The sequence below is a fragment of the Paraburkholderia sp. Tr-20389 genome (genome assembly GCF_017104565.1).
Lineage (GTDB): Bacteria > Pseudomonadota > Gammaproteobacteria > Burkholderiales > Burkholderiaceae > Paraburkholderia.
This window is the reverse complement of the sequence record NZ_JAAGPD010000040.1, coordinates 39,425-53,656: the sequence shown is the minus strand read 5'-3', so window position 1 is coordinate 53,656 and position 14,232 is coordinate 39,425. Positions and strand designations below refer to the sequence as shown.

Below are 14,232 nucleotides of genomic sequence, written 5' to 3'. Positions count from 1 at the left end.
AAGCCACGCGCTTTGCTTAAACGTCGATGTAGTCGCCGGGGCGTTCATGGTTCTCACTCACTCGGTTACGATTCACGAATTCCACTGGGTCAAACTTGTCTGGACGTCTTCGTGGTGGCGAAGCGGCCTTCGGTTTCAGCAGATCGGCAATGATCGGCATCAGGTAGTTCGGGCCGGGCATTCTCGCGAGGTTGCCCGATGACACTCGCGAGGCAACAACCGAAAGCGCCGCATCCAGAATCTCGTTTGTCACTCTCACGTCATCGCCCCATGCCGAAATGTTCGGGTTCGCAGAGTTCGAACCGACGATGCCCCGTTGTCTCAGGTACACGGCGATTTCGACCGATCTGCTCGCAGGAGAGGCGACGTTAGGCTTTTCCTCGGGCTCCGGCGTTTGAATTACTACCGGCTTCTCTTCTTCAGAGAATCCGCAATCAGAGAATCTGTCTATCAGACAATCAGGGCCAAGTGCTTGCGGCTCCGGTTCGTTGTCCTCATTGCCTTGGTCAAAACTAGATTCGTCGTTGGTCGTAACAACTTCAGCCATTGGTCGAAGTTCTTCAGCCATTTTCGGAATCACGCTCGGAACCTCGTTCTTGTGCGGCTTCTGGTGCTTGTCGAACGTGTTGATCTGGATATACTTGTTGCCGTCTACTGCGTATCGCGTGATGAACCCGGTGTTGTGCAGGTCTTGCAGCATCGAATCCACGTCAGCCGACAGGTCGTAAGGGAGTGCCTTCGCCTTGATTCTCATCGGGCGATCTTCGAAGCGTCCCTCGCGGTCTGCCAGCATCCATGTGTAGATGAATAAAAGACGGTGCAACGGTGGAAGCGAGGCTAGATCCTCGTTTTCCATCGTTCCCGGCTTAATGTTTCTGGCTCTTGCCACGGATTACTCCAGATCAAACCTGATCGTCTTCTGCAATCGCGTCCACCCACCAACTGGTGTCTTCGAGCCACTTTTGCATCTCCGTAACCAGCAGTCGCATCTGGTCGGGAGAGAGGCATATGATTGACTCGTCGCCAATCCCGTCAAGTTGTTTGATGGAGAAATGACCCCCTTGAGACAGATATGTTTCCGTCTCGTACGTCGCCCTGATTTTCATTACCAAACCCTCATAGCCGAACTCCACTGAATAAGATCGATGGCCGTCACCGCGACCAGCACGCACATCAGTGCGACCATCGACACGAAAATGAAAACTTTCACATTCCCTCCAAATCGGGATTCAGAGTAGGGCGCGACGGACGTACAACACAAGTCAACGTCCGTCAACCTGACGCAACTAGAAGCAATCTTCACGCTGCCGACCTCTCCGCTATCACTTCCTCAAGAATCGTCAAGCGAGACTGGCGGTTAAGCCACTGCTGGACGCCCCAGTTACCTACTGCCCCGCAGAACGCGCTTACCTTGTCCGCTGGCAGGCTGCGGCGCGCTGGCTTGTCGTCTGGGTGCAGGTAATCCGACACATGCGACGGATAGCACTCAGTGCGCTCTGCCAGGCTCCGCTGGGTCATCGCTTTGATTCTGCGATGGGCCCATGCCGCCCTTACTGCCTCGCGGTACGTACGGCATTCCGCGATAACATCAGCCGGAAGGAACTCCGGCGCCCTGATAACACCGCCAAACAGATGCAGATCGTCCATTTCCTGACTCCAAAGCGAAAATTCATCGGTACACGGTTGCGTAACCGCTTGAGTAAGAGCCAAAATTTTTTGCACCAGACATCGATGCAAAGAATTCGAAGACTCTCAGATGAAAAATCACCCCCAGCTCCTGGTGTCACGATTGTTTTCTGCACCCCTCACGCGGAGGGGCGACGGCCATTTACTTTTTGTGCATCCTTTTATTGATGCTTCTTTGCGACCTCCCGCCGACCGGCTGGACATCGTCCGCCGAATCCAGCGACCTGCGAGCTCGAGCAGCGGATACACTCTGAAGATCAACCCAGTTCAGATCGGGTCGAAGTTCCTCACAGCGCACTCCTGTAAGATTCTCGATAACCAGGCATTTTTCTTTCGGGGTTCCGCGAGAAACCCAGTTCGCAATCGCCTGGGGCTTAACCCCAAGCGCTTCGGCGAGTCGGAGCGCTCCGCCGTACTGCTTGATGGCGGTACGCAGCGCTTCGGCTCCGGTGTGTGGTTTCGATGTCTTCATGCTCACAGTATTTCACACGCTGTGAGTCTAGACAAGATTTTTCGTGAGTTATTTCTGTGAGCCACGGACTGTGAGTGATGGGGTAAATTCCGCGCATGGAAAAAGCTAATATCCCGTGGGATCTGATAGAGCAGTTGTTGGCGCTACAGGGGAAAAAGCCGGCATGGCTGGCCCAGCAACTGAATACCGGAACCAACACGGTTTCAAACTGGAAGAAGAGGGGCGGGGCGCCGTTGGATCGGGCCCCAGAGATAGCTGCTGCCCTGAAATGCTCAACAGATCATCTACTTGTGAGCATGTCAGGTGACAAGCATATTTCAGTGGCCACTGGTAAGTCGAAAAAAGGACAAATTTCAGGCATGATTGCGCCTTCGATCAACGCCCCGGAGCCTAGTATTGCTCCGACGATTGAATCGAATGTCGGCGAAAAACTGAAATTAAGGTCTGGGAGGGCTGTTGCCGTGGTCGGGGAAGTGCAAGGCGGGCCAGATGGCTTTATCAGCATTGATGACTATCCGGTCGGGCACGGATATGCCGAGTTGCCAGAAGTACGGTCGAGGGACATCAGCGCCTACGGATTGAGGGTCCGTGGCGATAGTATGCGTCCTCGTATAAAGGCGGGCGAATACATCGTTTGTGAACCCAATTCCGAAGCCCAGCCAGGCGACGATGTGGTTGTGAAGTTCACGGACGGTAGCGCTGTTGTGAAGGAGCTTCTTTGGGTTCGGGATGGCGACGTTTGTTTGGGGTCCATCAACAACCACATTCAGCCCATCACGCGCCCACTATCTGAAATAGCCTATATACATAGGGTCGCGGCGATCATGCCTCGTGGATCAGCGATCGAGATTGACAATTAACACTTAGTCGCATTCGCACAACAAAGCCCGCCTAGCGCGGGCTTTTTTTCGTCCATACATCGCGTCCTACATATTTTCCCGAAGAAAAAACTCACAAAAACGCACAGAAAAGCTTTGACAAACTCACAACGCGTGACGATAATGACTCACATACCACGCAACACCAGCAACACCCAACGTTGCCCGGGTATTCGCACCACCACTCAGCAGCCGAGCTGCACTAGGGGAGATAGGGAAATGACCTGCAACTGCGTACGTGACAACGAAGCCCGACTTGCTGAGCACTATTCCAAGCAACTTGGCGCGCCCGCCAAGGCAGAAGCAAAGAACGTGGCAATCGTATTCGGAAGCGGCGTCAGCGAGCGCGCATACCTTCCGTACACGATCAAGGCCGACAAGCCTGGGTTCAAAAGCGCGAAGGGCAAGGAAGTCAGCATGTTCTTCAACTTCTGTCCGTTTTGCGGCGTCTCGACGGAAGAAGCAAAGGCAGCATAACTGTCCTCAGCAGCTTGGCCCATTGCCAAGCTAGTGCGGATAGCACGAAGTACCCGCGCCTGACAGAGTCAGGGCCGCGAATGGATCTTTAACAATTGAGCCGTGCGTCACGTAAGGCCAGTTCACCGGAGATATCTGACGCGCCGTAGTCCTCATGGTGGACTCGTGAAAGCAGAGTATCGCAACCATTCCCGAAAGGGCACCGAACAAAGCAGCCGCTGGTGTAGAAAGCGGAGCGCCCGCAGCGGTCATCGGAACAGGATTCGGGTGATCGCGGCGGAAGGCGTGCGGTAGCTGGAGCCGACTATGTCGGGTGTAGCCAGCGCCGCACGTAGCAGCAGCTTTCACGAAAGCGTTCTGCATTCCCTGCATAGCTGAGTATCGCGAAACCGATCGCCGTAAGGCCGTTACCCTCACAAGGGACGGTTGGCCAGTATGGTCTAGCCCATAGGCTCCCTGCATAGCGCAGAACGCCTCCGTGAACACTGGAGGATCACATGGCTAACGAATCTGTTGTCGGCATGACCAAAGAGAAAGCAATCGCGAAGCTGAAGCGCCAAGGTCTAAGCGTTCGAATTAGTCGCGAAGAAGGAAAGTCCTTCATGGTCACAGCCGACATGCGATGGGACCGGATGAATTTGGTTATCGAAGGCGGCAAGGTCATCAAGGCCAGCATCGGCTAATTCAACCACACCCGCGCCCCTTATCGCGGCGCACCAATTAAGTACTGCGAACAGGAGAAGACGATGGGCCTTGATATCACTGCATACAGAAATCTGACGAAGCTTGATGTTGTGTTCGACGCCGATGGCGAGCCGGTCGACCCGCAGACGCGCGAATCGCTGGACTACGACTCATATGACCTGCGGTGCTACTTCAATCCGGACTACGCCTCGCGGGCAGAAGGCCTTGAGGACAAGGCGGTCTACAAAGCAGAAGACAGCATTGGGTTCCGCGCAGGCTCCTACGGCGGATACAACGCGTGGCGAGAAGAACTCGCGAGGCTGGCCGGATACCCGGCTGTGCAAGTGGACCGATACAACACTGGCAGCATCCAACTTCGTCACGACTACGGCGCATGGGCCGCGACTGAAGGCCCGTTCTGGGAATTGATCCACTTCAGCGATTGCGAGGGCGTGATTGGCCCTGTAGTCGCCGCCAAACTCGCCAAGGAATTCGCTGAATGGGATGAGCGAGCCAAAGCGCACAGCAACACAGTTGATCGAGGCGACTGGTTCTATCCGCTCTATCAGGAATGGCGACAAGCCTTCGAGATGGCTGCGCAGAACGGCGCGGTCGATTTCCACTGAGCGCCCACCATGCTCATCCTCAGATACTTCGAACTAGCCCACATCATCCCTCTGATAGCGATAGTTGCTATTGAGGTGGTGGATGGATGGAGAAAGTCATGAAATCTGGCTACCGCTTCACCTTCGCCCCTCTTCAATACGGTCTTTCCATACTCGTCGAATACATCTGCCGCGACGGCCACCGCATTGTGTGCCGGAAGGTGGAGATGGATTGGCAGGCTAACTTTTGCTGGCAGTGATCATGAACCAACTCTACTCGATGGCCTGGCACGCCCTCTTCATCCTCTACGTAGGCCGTCCGCTTGATGCGGAAGCGATTCTTTCTGTGATGCCTGGAACGATAGTCGGCGCACCAAATATCGGAGGTTGCTGATGAGTGACGCGACGAACAACCTTTGCAAATGCAAGCTCATCGGCGATTTCGACGGCTCGCATCATCCACTTTGCGATGAGGTTTATTCCCGTACTGGCCGCTGCAGGTTTTGCGGAATCGTCACTGGTGCGCCGTGTGCTGTGGCTCCCACGGCCAGGTGCGGGCAAGACCTAAATGCATCATCGGCCTATCGCGCTGAACCGGTACACGATCGGGTTGCGTGTTCGCTGGTCAATGGTCGAGGCACGAAATGCACATGCGATGCATCCGAGGTGCCTCGCAAATCACTGGTCAATTACGTCACCGACCTGAACGAACGCCTGATCGCAGCAATTGAGGGCGAATGCGACGGACTGGCGATCACTGACGAACAGGCGTCGAACATTCTGGCCTACCTGCAATACGGTTCGCCGATGGGGACCGAAGATGGTGATCGCGCCGAAGCCCACATGTTGATGGATATGGCGATCGGTATTGCCGAAGAGTGGGAGCCAGATACGGCGGGTGGCGATCTGCGGATCATGACGCTGCGGCTGGATTACGCGAAGAAGGTGCGCAATGCCTTGGCTGTCGGCGCCACTTTCGAATTTGATGAAGCAGGTCGCACGATGACCGTCTACGGCGACAACGAATCGATAAAGGCCCTTCTAAGGTGGCGCAAGCGGCAAGGGGAAATCACGGAAACCGCACTTTCTAGGATCGCCGAACTGTCTGTCCCGCCGCCTAAGTTGACGGAGGAGCAAGCCGAGAAGATCGCTCGCGAGTTGTTGGCGCAGGAATACGAAGAGCACATCGGCGAAGGTCCATATATCAGCTACGCCAAGGTCGCCCGTAGTGGCGAAGGTGATTTCACGCGCTGCTCTATTCGAGCCATAGTTCGCGCTCTTATGAAGGTGCCGAAATGACCGCGCCCGACTACTACTGCATAGGTGTCGGCTGCATGAGGTACTGCGACGACTGCAAATGGCGAGCGCGATGGGATGAGGTCGGCGAGTTCCCGCGAAATGAGCGCGAGGTTCGCTGGCCCAATCTGATCCGCCTTTCGAATGAGACGTGCCAGCTAACGAGCGGCAAATATTTCGCCCTGAAGGAGCAACCATGCACACCATCCTGAAAGCGCTAGAAATCTACGCCCTTGCCGCTCCGCTAGTCGGCTGCATTGCATGGGCACTCTGTCACGGCGGGGCGCGAGTCGAGAAGCGCGATTCTCGCAAGATGCAGGAAGTAGCAGAAGCGGAGGGAGTATGAGCAACTTTACCGAAGAACAGTTGCGCGAGCTGGAAGTCGCGTTCGGCCTGAAGCGTCAAGACTCGCTGCCGGTTAAAGACGGGCGAGTGACACGAGATACGTTGGTGTGGTGGCGATGCGTGGATGGCCCAACGCATGAGCCAGCAGGGCTGCATTGGGAGAACATCGAACGCTGCCCGCAGTTTTATTCGATTGCGGAGCCCGTGTATCGAATCGAATACATGGACTGAGCACTACGGCTGGAGCCTAGCGAACTAGACGCGACGCCAGATGAGGGGAGATCAGCCGCCCTCGACCTAACAAGTGGGGATGGGAATGAAGATCACGTTTCACTGCGACAACGGCGCTAACATTCACAGCGAGTACAAGGCCGAGATCAATCTCAGCGAGGTTGGACTCACCGAAGACGAATGGCGAGCTTTGGACGACGATGGGAAAAACGAGGTCGTCAAAGAGTGGGCGCTTGAACGATACGAATACTGGTTCCAGGAGGAGTGACATGCAAACGAACATCGAAGAACGCGTCAGAACGATTCTGGCAGCGCAGTTCTGCGTAGATGACGAGGAGATCGACCTGACGGCGAACCTGAAAGACGCCTACGAAGGCGACTCGCTGGATCAGGTGGAAATCGTAATGTGCGCCGAGGACGAGTTTGGGTGCGAGATTCCGGACGACGAGATGTTTTCGATCGTGACCGGCCAGCAATTGATTGATCTTGTGACGGCGCGGGTTTGAGCATTCGAAGCGACGGCCGCTGTCGTTTTTTCTAGAAGCCGGTGCCGTGAGAGACGGACGCTAGCCCGCGTAAGGGCTGCCCTGACGGACGGGTTACTCCCACTGTAAGAACGCTGGATAACCGGGACCAGCACCCGTCCGTGAGGGTTAAACACCATTCAACCAGTTTCGTAGTCCTATCGGGAGAGAACCGTGGGCAAACATTTCACCGCCGAGGTCTATCGGCAATTCAAGCCTCTGCGCACAGCACCTGAGCACTGGGAAGCGCCGGAGGATCGTGTGTACCTCACCGATGCGGAGCGCCGTCAGCAAGAAGAGTGGCATCGCGACCGTATGCGGGATGAAGCAGAGTGGAGGTTTTGATGAGCCTGACATACGAAGACCACGGCGGGATCGTCGTGACCATTAGCGACGAAGGAATGCGACGCCTCGCCGCCGAATCCGCAACCAACGCACAGACTGCGCGACGCAATGAGATCACGACTGCGGTTGTGGCTGCGGCAGCGACGATCTTTGCCCTCTACGAACTGATTACGCAAGCTGGGAGTCTGACATGAGCCTCTTTCACCGCCTTTTCGCCCGCAACGACCGCCGCCGCGCCCGCGACACATTGCAACAGTGCTGCGACGACTTGTTCAACGCACGCCGCTCCGTAGACGAAGCTCGGCGCATGGCCGACCGCGCTTTGCGTGAGGCTGTTGAACTGGACCGCGAGCAATTCCGCCAGTCGTTCTTTGGCCACCTCAATCCGGTCCACGCCGGTTACATGGAAGGATCGGCAAAGTTGTTCGGGATCAAGAAGGCCGAACGTCCTGTCGTGAATGCGCGGACGCTCGCCGAAATCGGCCCGACGAAATACTACCGGCCGGAATTGATGGCGGTTAAGGAGGCGGCGTAATGCCAACAATTTTCCATCCTATCGAGTTAGCTGACGAACACGGCTTCGTAACCGACGCCGAGCTTCGCATCAGTTTCGATTACACGCCATACGAAGCGCCGACTCGCGATTGTCCAGGTAGCCCGGAAGAGATCGACGTACATGCAGCAAGCGTCTGGTGTTGCGGGCAACCGCTTGGCGATCACACGGCACCGCTCAAGACGTGGGAGCCGATCGTATGGGCGTACATCGTCGCAGAACGAACAGAGGCGGCGCTGAGCGCTGCGGGTCTATAAGGGGAATGAATATGAAAGTGCAGATGAAAGGTTTCGTGATGGCCCACAAGCATCAGCGATACAGCGTCGAGAAGGATGCGTATGTGGACGATATGTATTTCACGTTTTCCCACTACGACACGTCGCAATACAGCAGTGACGCGGTGCCGGTTCGCGATTTTTCGTTCGAGGTAGAAGTGCCTGACAACTTCGACCCGCGCGATGGCCTGGTCGCCAATCTGGAGCGCGAGAAGACGAAAGCCGCTGCGGAGTATCAGAAGCGCGTCACGGAACTGAACGCGCAGATTCAATCGTTGCTGGCGATTGAGAACAATCCGAGCGAGGTCGTATGAGCAATGCCCTACAAGTTATCACTCAAGAGAGATTGAAGGATCTGCTTTCATATGACCCGGAGACCGGCATCTTCACATGGCGGCACGATCACTTCTCCGCGACGGCTGGAATGGTCGCGGGGAGTCGAGCCGGGAAGCAATACATCAGGGTTCGGGTCGATGGTCGCGGCTACTACGCACACCGACTCGCGGTTCTTTACATGACCGGCGAACTGCCGCCTCGATCCGTGGACGTGGATCACATCGATCTAAATGGGCGCAATAACCGTTGGCTAAACCTGAGGTGCGTCCCGCATGCGACGAACCTGCAAAACCAGCGAGAGAAGGGCGCAAATCGGAAGAATCCTAGCAGCCGTCTTCTGGGCGTGTCGTGGAAGAGGGATAAGGCCAAATGGGTAGCGGTTATCACCGTGAACGGCACGCAAAAGCACCTTGGATATTTCGATGACGAGCAGGTGGCGCACAAGGCTTACATAACTGCAAAGCGCAACTTGCACCCCGGAAACACGCTGTAAGGCCAAATCAACCTAATGTCGGAACTGCGGCTAAGGAGCCGAAATGGACACCCAACAAAGCAAGACTCACTGGAAGCGTTTGATCAATCCCGATTACATCGGCGCATACGCTCTCAACCCTGACGAAGACATGACCGTCACGATTGACTACGTGCGACGCGAGCAGATCGTCGGCGCGGACGGGAAGAAGGAGGAAGCGACGGTTGCCCACCTGAAGGGGCATAAACCGCTGATCCTCAACGTCACCAATTCCAAGTCAATCGCCAAGCTGTACGGCCCATACATCGAAGAATGGTCCGGTAAGGAAATCACTCTGTACGCGAGCATGACGAAAGCATTCGGCGATGTGGTTGAATGTCTTCGGATTCGGCCGAATGTGGCAAAAAAACGCAAGCCGCCGATCACGGCTGATCGTCTGAAGCGTGCGATTGCCTCGATCATCGCGCAGCAGTACACGACCGAAAAACTTCATGCTCAGTTCGAGTTGACGAACGAGCAGACCAAGGAAGTAGCAGACGCCATCAAATCCGCCATGGAGGGCACTCAAGATGCTTAAGATTCGTTGCTCGTCACTGGGCAAGATCATGACTGAACCGAAGTCGAAGAGCGAAAAACTGTCGGTCGGTGCCAAGACGTACATTGAAGAACTGGCGAAGGAGTTCGTCTACGGCTTTCAGCGCGTCATCACGTCGAAGGAAATGGAAAAGGGCACGCTGGTAGAGAATCATTCGATCCAGCTCATCAACGATGTGTTCTTCACGAACTACACGAAGAACACGGAGCGCCGGGAAAATGAGTGGTTGACCGGCGAGTGTGACATTTACGTGCCTGGCGTCAAGATCATCGACGTCAAATCGCCGTGGTCTCTGGCGACGTTTCCCGCCACCGTGTTCGCAGGTCAGGATCGCGACTACGAATGGCAACTTCGCGGGTATTGCATGCTCTGGGACGTTCCACTCGGCGAAATCAACTATGCGATGGTCAACACGCCCGACGAACTGATCCGTTTCGAAGACCCGTCCATCCATTACGTCGATCACATCGACCCGTCGCTTCGCATCACGCGCGTTCCGTATGAGCGGGATCGAAGCCTTGAGGACAAGATCAAGGAAAAGGTCGAAGCGGCACGCGAATACTTCACGCAGATCACCGAAATGATCGCGCTGGAGCATGCAGCGTAACGATTACCGCCGCAGCACCGCACGGATTGGCCTTCGAGCGTTTCCCGGTAAGTCGGTGCAGCGGCAACCCATCTCCACTCCGTACCGCTGATCCCGGTGCGGCGCTTCGAGGGCGGCTTCGGCTGCCCTCTCTTTTTCAACCTCAGAAGGAAAACAAATGGTCGCTACGACAAGAGAAGTTCCGCAGGGCGGTATCAAGCTGATCGTCGGCGCAGTCATCGCAGTTGTGGTGCTGATCGCGCTTTTCATCCTCTGGCCGTTCGCATCCGTGCCAGCCGGTTACGTGGGCGTGATGACCACTTTCGGTGCGCCATCGGCCACGGTGTATGAGCCTGGAATCCACTTCCGCATGCCGATCTCGCAGTCGATGCACAACGTCTACGTCGGCGTGTACAAGGCTCAGTCTGATGTTGCTGGCGCGTCGAAAGACCTGCAACAGGTCGACGCCAAGGTATCGGTCAATTTCAACATCGCACCTGCCGCCGCCGTCAACGTCTATGCGAATCTCGGCGGCGATCCGTGGACGCAGGTGATGGACCCGGCAGTGCATGACGTGGTGAAGGCTGTCGCGGCACGATACGAAGCGACAGACCTGATCCAGAAGCGCGACCAGGTGAGTCAGGAAATCCGAGAGGCGCTACTCACCCGATTCAAGAACATCGGCGTGAACGTGTCAGCGGTAAACATCGTCGACTTCGCTTTCAGCAAGCAATTCAACGACGCCATCGAATCGAAGATCACGGCCCAGCAGAACGCACTGCGCGTAGAGAACGAAATTGCCCAGACGAAGTGGGAGGCGCAGAAGCGTGTCGTCGAATCGGAGGCGGCGCTCAAGGTTGCGGAGAACAACGCCAAGGCTAACGAGTTGACGGGCAAGTCGCTGGAGGCAAACCCGGCGCTGATCGAAAAGCTCAAGGTGGAGCGCTGGGACGGCCATTTTCCTCAATATGTAATGGGCGGAACGGTCCCATTGATTCAACTTCCGGGTGCGAAATGACTGCAATGGACGACGGCGGATTCGTCGCACATCTGCGGAGCGTGCTTGATTACTCGATCGTGTCGGGGCGCTTCTATTGGAAAGTGTCCCCGTCAACACAAATTAAGGCCGGATCGCGGGCTGGTGGTCCCGATAAAAAGGGATATCAAGTCATCCGCATCAAAGGTCGAGGGTATTTCGCACATCGTCTTGCTTGGGTTTGGCTGCTCGGTGAATGGCCGAATGGATTCGTTGACCACGAAAACGGTGCGCCATCGGCGAACGGCTGGCATAACCTCCGCGAGGCGACTAATGCGGAAAACCAGCAGAATCAAAAACCCCGTCCAAGCAAGACCGGCATCAAAGGCGTGTGCATAAACATGAAGCGTGGCGCACCGCATGTGCTTGCATATCTGGACGCAAACGGCCAGCACCTACAGAAGTACTTTGGCCGCGACACGCCAGAAAACAGGGCAGCAGCCGAATCGTGGGTCCGCGAAAAGCGTGCCGAATTGCACGGCGAGTTCGCGCATCACGGCGCACACATGATGGGCGGCGCAATGCCGATGATCCAACTCAGCAAGTAAGCCTGCGGCCCGCTTCGGCGGGCTGATTGGAGAGAACATGAACCCCACACCCGAACAAATCACCTCAGCAGCGCGAGCACTCGCCGATCACAACGCCGATGTTTGCGGCGTGAATCGCGAGGATAACTGGAACATCTACGGCGACAGTTTCCGCGAGTTGGCGGAGATTGCGCTGGGTGCCGCACTCCGTCCTGCCGCGCCAGAGCCGATCAATACCGGCGACCGCCTGACCGACATGAAGGCGAACGACATCGTCAAGCGCGATGGCTACAAGTGGACCGGCGTCGTGCTGGAGAAAGACGGCGCGCGCTGCATTGTGGAACTGAGCGCTGTTCGATGGTTGACGAATGATGAAATGTGGAACGTGATGCATCCTGCCGCGCCAGAGAAGACTGACGGAGAGGCACGTGGCACGTTCGACCTCAGCCAAGAGACGGTCGACAAGCTCACGGCGACGCCGGATGCGCCCGTCAATCCGGGTGTCACTTTGAGCGCCGCTCAGCTTCTGGAGGCGCTCGACTTCATCGCGCCCGATCGGGCGACCGACCCCGAGCAACTGGAAAGCGAAGTCACGATCCAGTACGGCGACGGTCACAGCGGCAAGGCGCATTACGTGTGGTGCGCCGAGTATCCCGAAGAAGGCGCATTCGTGCTCGACGGCAGCACCGCCCGCGCGGCTCTCCACCCTACCGAAGCGGCGGCAGAGACGTTGTCGATCATGCGTAAAGCGTTTCGCGTCACTGAAACAGAAGGCAATCCGGACCCGGATAAGCAGCGTTTTCATATGCGCTTCACCTTCCGCTCGATGGAAGAGTTACACGCTGCCGACGATCAATGGCGAACGTTCGCGGCGGCTACCGAAGCGGTGGCAGAGCCGGTCCTGAAGTCGATTGATGCGGATATTGCACGCATAGTCGATGAAGAGTTCTGGAATCTTACAGATGCCGCCCACCCCGCCAGCGAGCCTCAATCGGAAGCGGGGGCGAAGTGCAACGACGATTTCCACGATCACCTGTGCGGGTGCAATGACGCCAGCGAGCCGAAAGCGCTGACAGATGAGGGGGTCATGTACCACGCCTCGCTGATCGCTAACAAATTGCTCGGACAAGCGCTCGAAGAAGACATCAACGAAGTGGCAGACCATCTCCGCGCCCTTCTCGCCAACCGCGCTAACGCCCCGTCAAGCGAGGAGAAATCGTGAAACGCGAATACCCACTCGAAATTGAGAACGTCGGCGAAGACACCTATATCGTCATGTCGCGCGGCCACCACGATCCTGATGAGTTCATGCGCAAGGTTCGCGAGGAAGGATTCGACTGGCCTCTCGGCATGCCGACACACCATTGGGTGAAGCGAACACCAGCCAATGACGGAGACCATACCTGCTGGTTCAACTTCGTCGACAAGGGCACGCGCGGCGCCTTCCCCGCCACCTACGCGCACGAAGCATATGGTGAAGACCGCTACGAGGCTATCCGCGCTCTCGCAGCAAGTGAAGGGGGTAAAGGTGAGTGACATCAAAATTTCGGCCGAGCAGTTGAGGAAGTGGATCGCCGACGTATGCGGCATGGACCAGATGTTTGTTCGCCTGACGGTCAAAGAGGCTGAAGCATTCGCCGACCTGATCGAGCAGCAAGCCGCGCGCATCGCCGAACTGGAGCAAATCAACTTCGATCACGCGTTGTCTATTGACGCGGATAAGGCTCGCCTCGTCGAACTCGAAGCGGACGCCGCCAGTTGGCAGAGGGCAGCCGAAGCGAGCGCCGCGGAAGTGAGCCGGCTTCGCATTGCTGTCAATGGCTCGGAGCCGGTGACAAGGGATTGGCGAGTCGGCTTGTTCAAGTCATCGTCGAACCCTGGAAAGCAGGTTCGCGTTCTTGCGGACGGCGCAGCACAGATCGCCGAGCACGAGAAACATCACAGTTTCGTTCGCTGGATTGACGAGCAATCGGGCGCGGCGGCCAAGTCAGATCTAACCGAACAGCATTTCGAAGCGTTGGATCTAGCAATACGTGTAACGCGTGCGGCGGGACGAATCTTCAGCGCCGATCGAATCGAACACATTCGCGACATCCTGCTGGATCTGGAGCAACCGAAATGAGTGAATGGATCAGCACAGCCGAGCGCATGCCCGACCGAAACCAGACGGTCGTCATCACTGGCTGGTCGCGGTGCCGAGGCGAAGTAACCAATGTTTGATTCACAGTGCTTGCCTACCACATCGACGGCACGTTCTACAACGATGAGACAGGCGATGACTTCTATCCGCCGACGCATTGGATGCCACT

Annotated in this window: 26 protein-coding genes; 24 read left to right on the top strand and 2 right to left on the bottom strand. The window is 56.4% G+C overall.

The window, feature by feature from the left end; translation table 11 throughout:
* Nucleotides 1–16 precede the first annotated feature (16 nt).
* The gene (locus G3N95_RS29995) at nt 17–856 is read right to left on the bottom strand and encodes a hypothetical protein (protein ID WP_205973727.1); all 840 of its coding nucleotides are present in this window, start codon (nt 854–856) and stop codon (nt 17–19) included.
* 443 nt (nt 857–1,299) lie between these two features.
* Nucleotides 1,300–1,647 (bottom strand): XRE family transcriptional regulator, encoded by a 348-nt coding sequence (locus tag G3N95_RS29990; RefSeq protein ID WP_205973726.1) that lies wholly within the window; start codon nt 1,645–1,647, stop codon nt 1,300–1,302.
* A 109-nt stretch (nt 1,648–1,756) separates the two neighbouring features.
* Here G3N95_RS29990 and G3N95_RS40710 point away from each other — a divergent pair, with 109 nt between their 5' ends.
* From G3N95_RS40710 to G3N95_RS29875, 24 genes are all read left to right on the top strand, one after another.
* Complete coding sequence (locus tag G3N95_RS40710) at nt 1,757–2,218, top strand: hypothetical protein (RefSeq protein WP_241019030.1); 462 nt, start codon at nt 1,757–1,759, stop codon at nt 2,216–2,218.
* Nucleotides 2,219–2,253: 35 nt separating this feature from the next.
* Nucleotides 2,254–3,018, top strand: coding sequence for a LexA family transcriptional regulator (locus G3N95_RS29980; RefSeq protein WP_205973724.1), 765 nt, complete (start codon nt 2,254–2,256; stop codon nt 3,016–3,018).
* 330 nt (nt 3,019–3,348) lie between these two features.
* Nucleotides 3,349–3,513 (top strand): hypothetical protein, encoded by a 165-nt coding sequence (locus G3N95_RS29975; RefSeq protein ID WP_205973723.1) that lies wholly within the window; start codon nt 3,349–3,351, stop codon nt 3,511–3,513.
* Nucleotides 3,514–4,010: 497 nt separating this feature from the next.
* The gene (locus G3N95_RS29970; protein ID WP_205973722.1) at nt 4,011–4,196 is read left to right on the top strand and encodes a PASTA domain-containing protein; all 186 of its coding nucleotides are present in this window, start codon (nt 4,011–4,013) and stop codon (nt 4,194–4,196) included.
* 63 nt (nt 4,197–4,259) lie between these two features.
* Nucleotides 4,260–4,823: a hypothetical protein gene (locus tag G3N95_RS29965; RefSeq protein ID WP_205973721.1), complete on the top strand. Its 564-nt coding sequence runs from the start codon at nt 4,260–4,262 to the stop codon at nt 4,821–4,823.
* Nucleotides 4,824–4,921: 98 nt separating this feature from the next.
* Nucleotides 4,922–5,062 carry a hypothetical protein gene (locus G3N95_RS29960; RefSeq protein WP_205973720.1) on the top strand — a complete coding sequence of 47 codons (141 nt, stop codon included), beginning with the start codon at nt 4,922–4,924 and terminating at the stop codon, nt 5,060–5,062.
* A 2-nt stretch (nt 5,063–5,064) separates the two neighbouring features.
* On the top strand, nt 5,065–5,196 hold the full coding sequence (locus G3N95_RS40925; RefSeq protein WP_277398043.1) for a hypothetical protein: 132 nt from the start codon (nt 5,065–5,067) through the stop codon (nt 5,194–5,196).
* Complete coding sequence (locus G3N95_RS29955; RefSeq protein ID WP_205973719.1) at nt 5,196–6,101, top strand: hypothetical protein; 906 nt, start codon at nt 5,196–5,198, stop codon at nt 6,099–6,101. Before G3N95_RS40925 ends, G3N95_RS29955 begins: the two co-directional genes overlap by 1 nt.
* A 339-nt stretch (nt 6,102–6,440) precedes the next feature.
* A complete protein-coding gene (locus G3N95_RS29950; RefSeq protein WP_205973718.1) occupies nt 6,441–6,674 on the top strand; it encodes a hypothetical protein in 234 nt (77 codons plus the stop codon).
* Between the two features lie 85 nt (nt 6,675–6,759).
* A complete protein-coding gene (locus G3N95_RS29945; protein ID WP_205973717.1) occupies nt 6,760–6,942 on the top strand; it encodes a hypothetical protein in 183 nt (60 codons plus the stop codon).
* A 1-nt stretch (nt 6,943) separates the two neighbouring features.
* Nucleotides 6,944–7,180, top strand: coding sequence for an acyl carrier protein (locus G3N95_RS29940; RefSeq protein ID WP_205973716.1), 237 nt, complete (start codon nt 6,944–6,946; stop codon nt 7,178–7,180).
* Between the two features lie 192 nt (nt 7,181–7,372).
* Nucleotides 7,373–7,543 (top strand): hypothetical protein, encoded by a 171-nt coding sequence (locus G3N95_RS29935; protein ID WP_205973715.1) that lies wholly within the window; start codon nt 7,373–7,375, stop codon nt 7,541–7,543.
* The gene (locus G3N95_RS29930) at nt 7,543–7,737 is read left to right on the top strand and encodes a hypothetical protein (RefSeq protein WP_205973714.1); all 195 of its coding nucleotides are present in this window, start codon (nt 7,543–7,545) and stop codon (nt 7,735–7,737) included. The genes G3N95_RS29935 and G3N95_RS29930 overlap by 1 nt, the downstream gene beginning before the upstream one ends.
* Nucleotides 7,734–8,078, top strand: a complete 345-nt coding sequence (locus tag G3N95_RS29925; protein WP_205973713.1) for a hypothetical protein — start codon at nt 7,734–7,736, stop codon at nt 8,076–8,078. Before G3N95_RS29930 ends, G3N95_RS29925 begins: the two co-directional genes overlap by 4 nt.
* A complete protein-coding gene (locus G3N95_RS29920) occupies nt 8,078–8,353 on the top strand; it encodes a hypothetical protein (RefSeq protein WP_205973712.1) in 276 nt (91 codons plus the stop codon). The genes G3N95_RS29925 and G3N95_RS29920 overlap by 1 nt, the downstream gene beginning before the upstream one ends.
* Nucleotides 8,354–8,364: 11 nt before the next feature.
* Nucleotides 8,365–8,685 (top strand): hypothetical protein, encoded by a 321-nt coding sequence (locus G3N95_RS29915; RefSeq protein WP_205973711.1) that lies wholly within the window; start codon nt 8,365–8,367, stop codon nt 8,683–8,685.
* Entirely contained in the window at nt 8,682–9,200 is a 519-nt protein-coding gene (locus G3N95_RS29910) for an HNH endonuclease signature motif containing protein (protein ID WP_205973710.1), read from the top strand. Before G3N95_RS29915 ends, G3N95_RS29910 begins: the two co-directional genes overlap by 4 nt.
* A gap of 43 nt (nt 9,201–9,243) precedes the next feature.
* Complete coding sequence (locus G3N95_RS29905) at nt 9,244–9,756, top strand: hypothetical protein (RefSeq protein WP_205973709.1); 513 nt, start codon at nt 9,244–9,246, stop codon at nt 9,754–9,756.
* Nucleotides 9,749–10,381: a hypothetical protein gene (locus tag G3N95_RS29900; protein ID WP_205973708.1), complete on the top strand. Its 633-nt coding sequence runs from the start codon at nt 9,749–9,751 to the stop codon at nt 10,379–10,381. Before G3N95_RS29905 ends, G3N95_RS29900 begins: the two co-directional genes overlap by 8 nt.
* A 157-nt stretch (nt 10,382–10,538) precedes the next feature.
* A complete protein-coding gene (locus G3N95_RS29895; RefSeq protein WP_205973707.1) occupies nt 10,539–11,378 on the top strand; it encodes a prohibitin family protein in 840 nt (279 codons plus the stop codon).
* On the top strand, nt 11,375–11,944 hold the full coding sequence (locus G3N95_RS29890; RefSeq protein WP_205973706.1) for an HNH endonuclease: 570 nt from the start codon (nt 11,375–11,377) through the stop codon (nt 11,942–11,944). Before G3N95_RS29895 ends, G3N95_RS29890 begins: the two co-directional genes overlap by 4 nt.
* 37 nt (nt 11,945–11,981) lie before the next feature.
* Nucleotides 11,982–13,145 (top strand): hypothetical protein, encoded by a 1,164-nt coding sequence (locus G3N95_RS29885; RefSeq protein ID WP_205973705.1) that lies wholly within the window; start codon nt 11,982–11,984, stop codon nt 13,143–13,145.
* Nucleotides 13,142–13,459, top strand: coding sequence for a hypothetical protein (locus G3N95_RS29880; RefSeq protein ID WP_205973704.1), 318 nt, complete (start codon nt 13,142–13,144; stop codon nt 13,457–13,459). The genes G3N95_RS29885 and G3N95_RS29880 overlap by 4 nt, the downstream gene beginning before the upstream one ends.
* Complete coding sequence (locus G3N95_RS29875) at nt 13,452–14,045, top strand: hypothetical protein (protein ID WP_205973703.1); 594 nt, start codon at nt 13,452–13,454, stop codon at nt 14,043–14,045. The genes G3N95_RS29880 and G3N95_RS29875 overlap by 8 nt, the downstream gene beginning before the upstream one ends.
* Nucleotides 14,046–14,232: the final 187 nt, after the last annotated feature.

Coding starts and splice junctions, on each gene's coding strand:
- G3N95_RS29980 (WP_205973724.1), top strand. CDS start 2,254: ATGGAAAAAGCTAATATCCCGTGGGATCTGATAGAGCAGTTGTTGGCG.
- G3N95_RS29915 (WP_205973711.1), top strand. CDS start 8,365: ATGAAAGTGCAGATGAAAGGTTTCGTGATGGCCCACAAGCATCAGCGA.
- G3N95_RS29930 (WP_205973714.1), top strand. CDS start 7,543: ATGAGCCTGACATACGAAGACCACGGCGGGATCGTCGTGACCATTAGC.
- G3N95_RS29890 (WP_205973706.1), top strand. CDS start 11,375: ATGACTGCAATGGACGACGGCGGATTCGTCGCACATCTGCGGAGCGTG.
- G3N95_RS29960 (WP_205973720.1), top strand. CDS start 4,922: ATGAAATCTGGCTACCGCTTCACCTTCGCCCCTCTTCAATACGGTCTT.
- G3N95_RS29965 (WP_205973721.1), top strand. CDS start 4,260: ATGGGCCTTGATATCACTGCATACAGAAATCTGACGAAGCTTGATGTT.
- G3N95_RS29955 (WP_205973719.1), top strand. CDS start 5,196: ATGAGTGACGCGACGAACAACCTTTGCAAATGCAAGCTCATCGGCGAT.
- G3N95_RS29885 (WP_205973705.1), top strand. CDS start 11,982: ATGAACCCCACACCCGAACAAATCACCTCAGCAGCGCGAGCACTCGCC.
- G3N95_RS40925 (WP_277398043.1), top strand. CDS start 5,065: ATGAACCAACTCTACTCGATGGCCTGGCACGCCCTCTTCATCCTCTAC.
- G3N95_RS29945 (WP_205973717.1), top strand. CDS start 6,760: ATGAAGATCACGTTTCACTGCGACAACGGCGCTAACATTCACAGCGAG.
- G3N95_RS29970 (WP_205973722.1), top strand. CDS start 4,011: ATGGCTAACGAATCTGTTGTCGGCATGACCAAAGAGAAAGCAATCGCG.
- G3N95_RS29925 (WP_205973713.1), top strand. CDS start 7,734: ATGAGCCTCTTTCACCGCCTTTTCGCCCGCAACGACCGCCGCCGCGCC.
- G3N95_RS29900 (WP_205973708.1), top strand. CDS start 9,749: ATGCTTAAGATTCGTTGCTCGTCACTGGGCAAGATCATGACTGAACCG.
- G3N95_RS29910 (WP_205973710.1), top strand. CDS start 8,682: ATGAGCAATGCCCTACAAGTTATCACTCAAGAGAGATTGAAGGATCTG.
- G3N95_RS40710 (WP_241019030.1), top strand. CDS start 1,757: ATGAAAAATCACCCCCAGCTCCTGGTGTCACGATTGTTTTCTGCACCC.
- G3N95_RS29940 (WP_205973716.1), top strand. CDS start 6,944: ATGCAAACGAACATCGAAGAACGCGTCAGAACGATTCTGGCAGCGCAG.
- G3N95_RS29920 (WP_205973712.1), top strand. CDS start 8,078: ATGCCAACAATTTTCCATCCTATCGAGTTAGCTGACGAACACGGCTTC.
- G3N95_RS29990 (WP_205973726.1), bottom strand. CDS start 1,647: ATGGACGATCTGCATCTGTTTGGCGGTGTTATCAGGGCGCCGGAGTTC.
- G3N95_RS29995 (WP_205973727.1), bottom strand. CDS start 856: ATGGAAAACGAGGATCTAGCCTCGCTTCCACCGTTGCACCGTCTTTTA.
- G3N95_RS29950 (WP_205973718.1), top strand. CDS start 6,441: ATGAGCAACTTTACCGAAGAACAGTTGCGCGAGCTGGAAGTCGCGTTC.
- G3N95_RS29895 (WP_205973707.1), top strand. CDS start 10,539: ATGGTCGCTACGACAAGAGAAGTTCCGCAGGGCGGTATCAAGCTGATC.
- G3N95_RS29905 (WP_205973709.1), top strand. CDS start 9,244: ATGGACACCCAACAAAGCAAGACTCACTGGAAGCGTTTGATCAATCCC.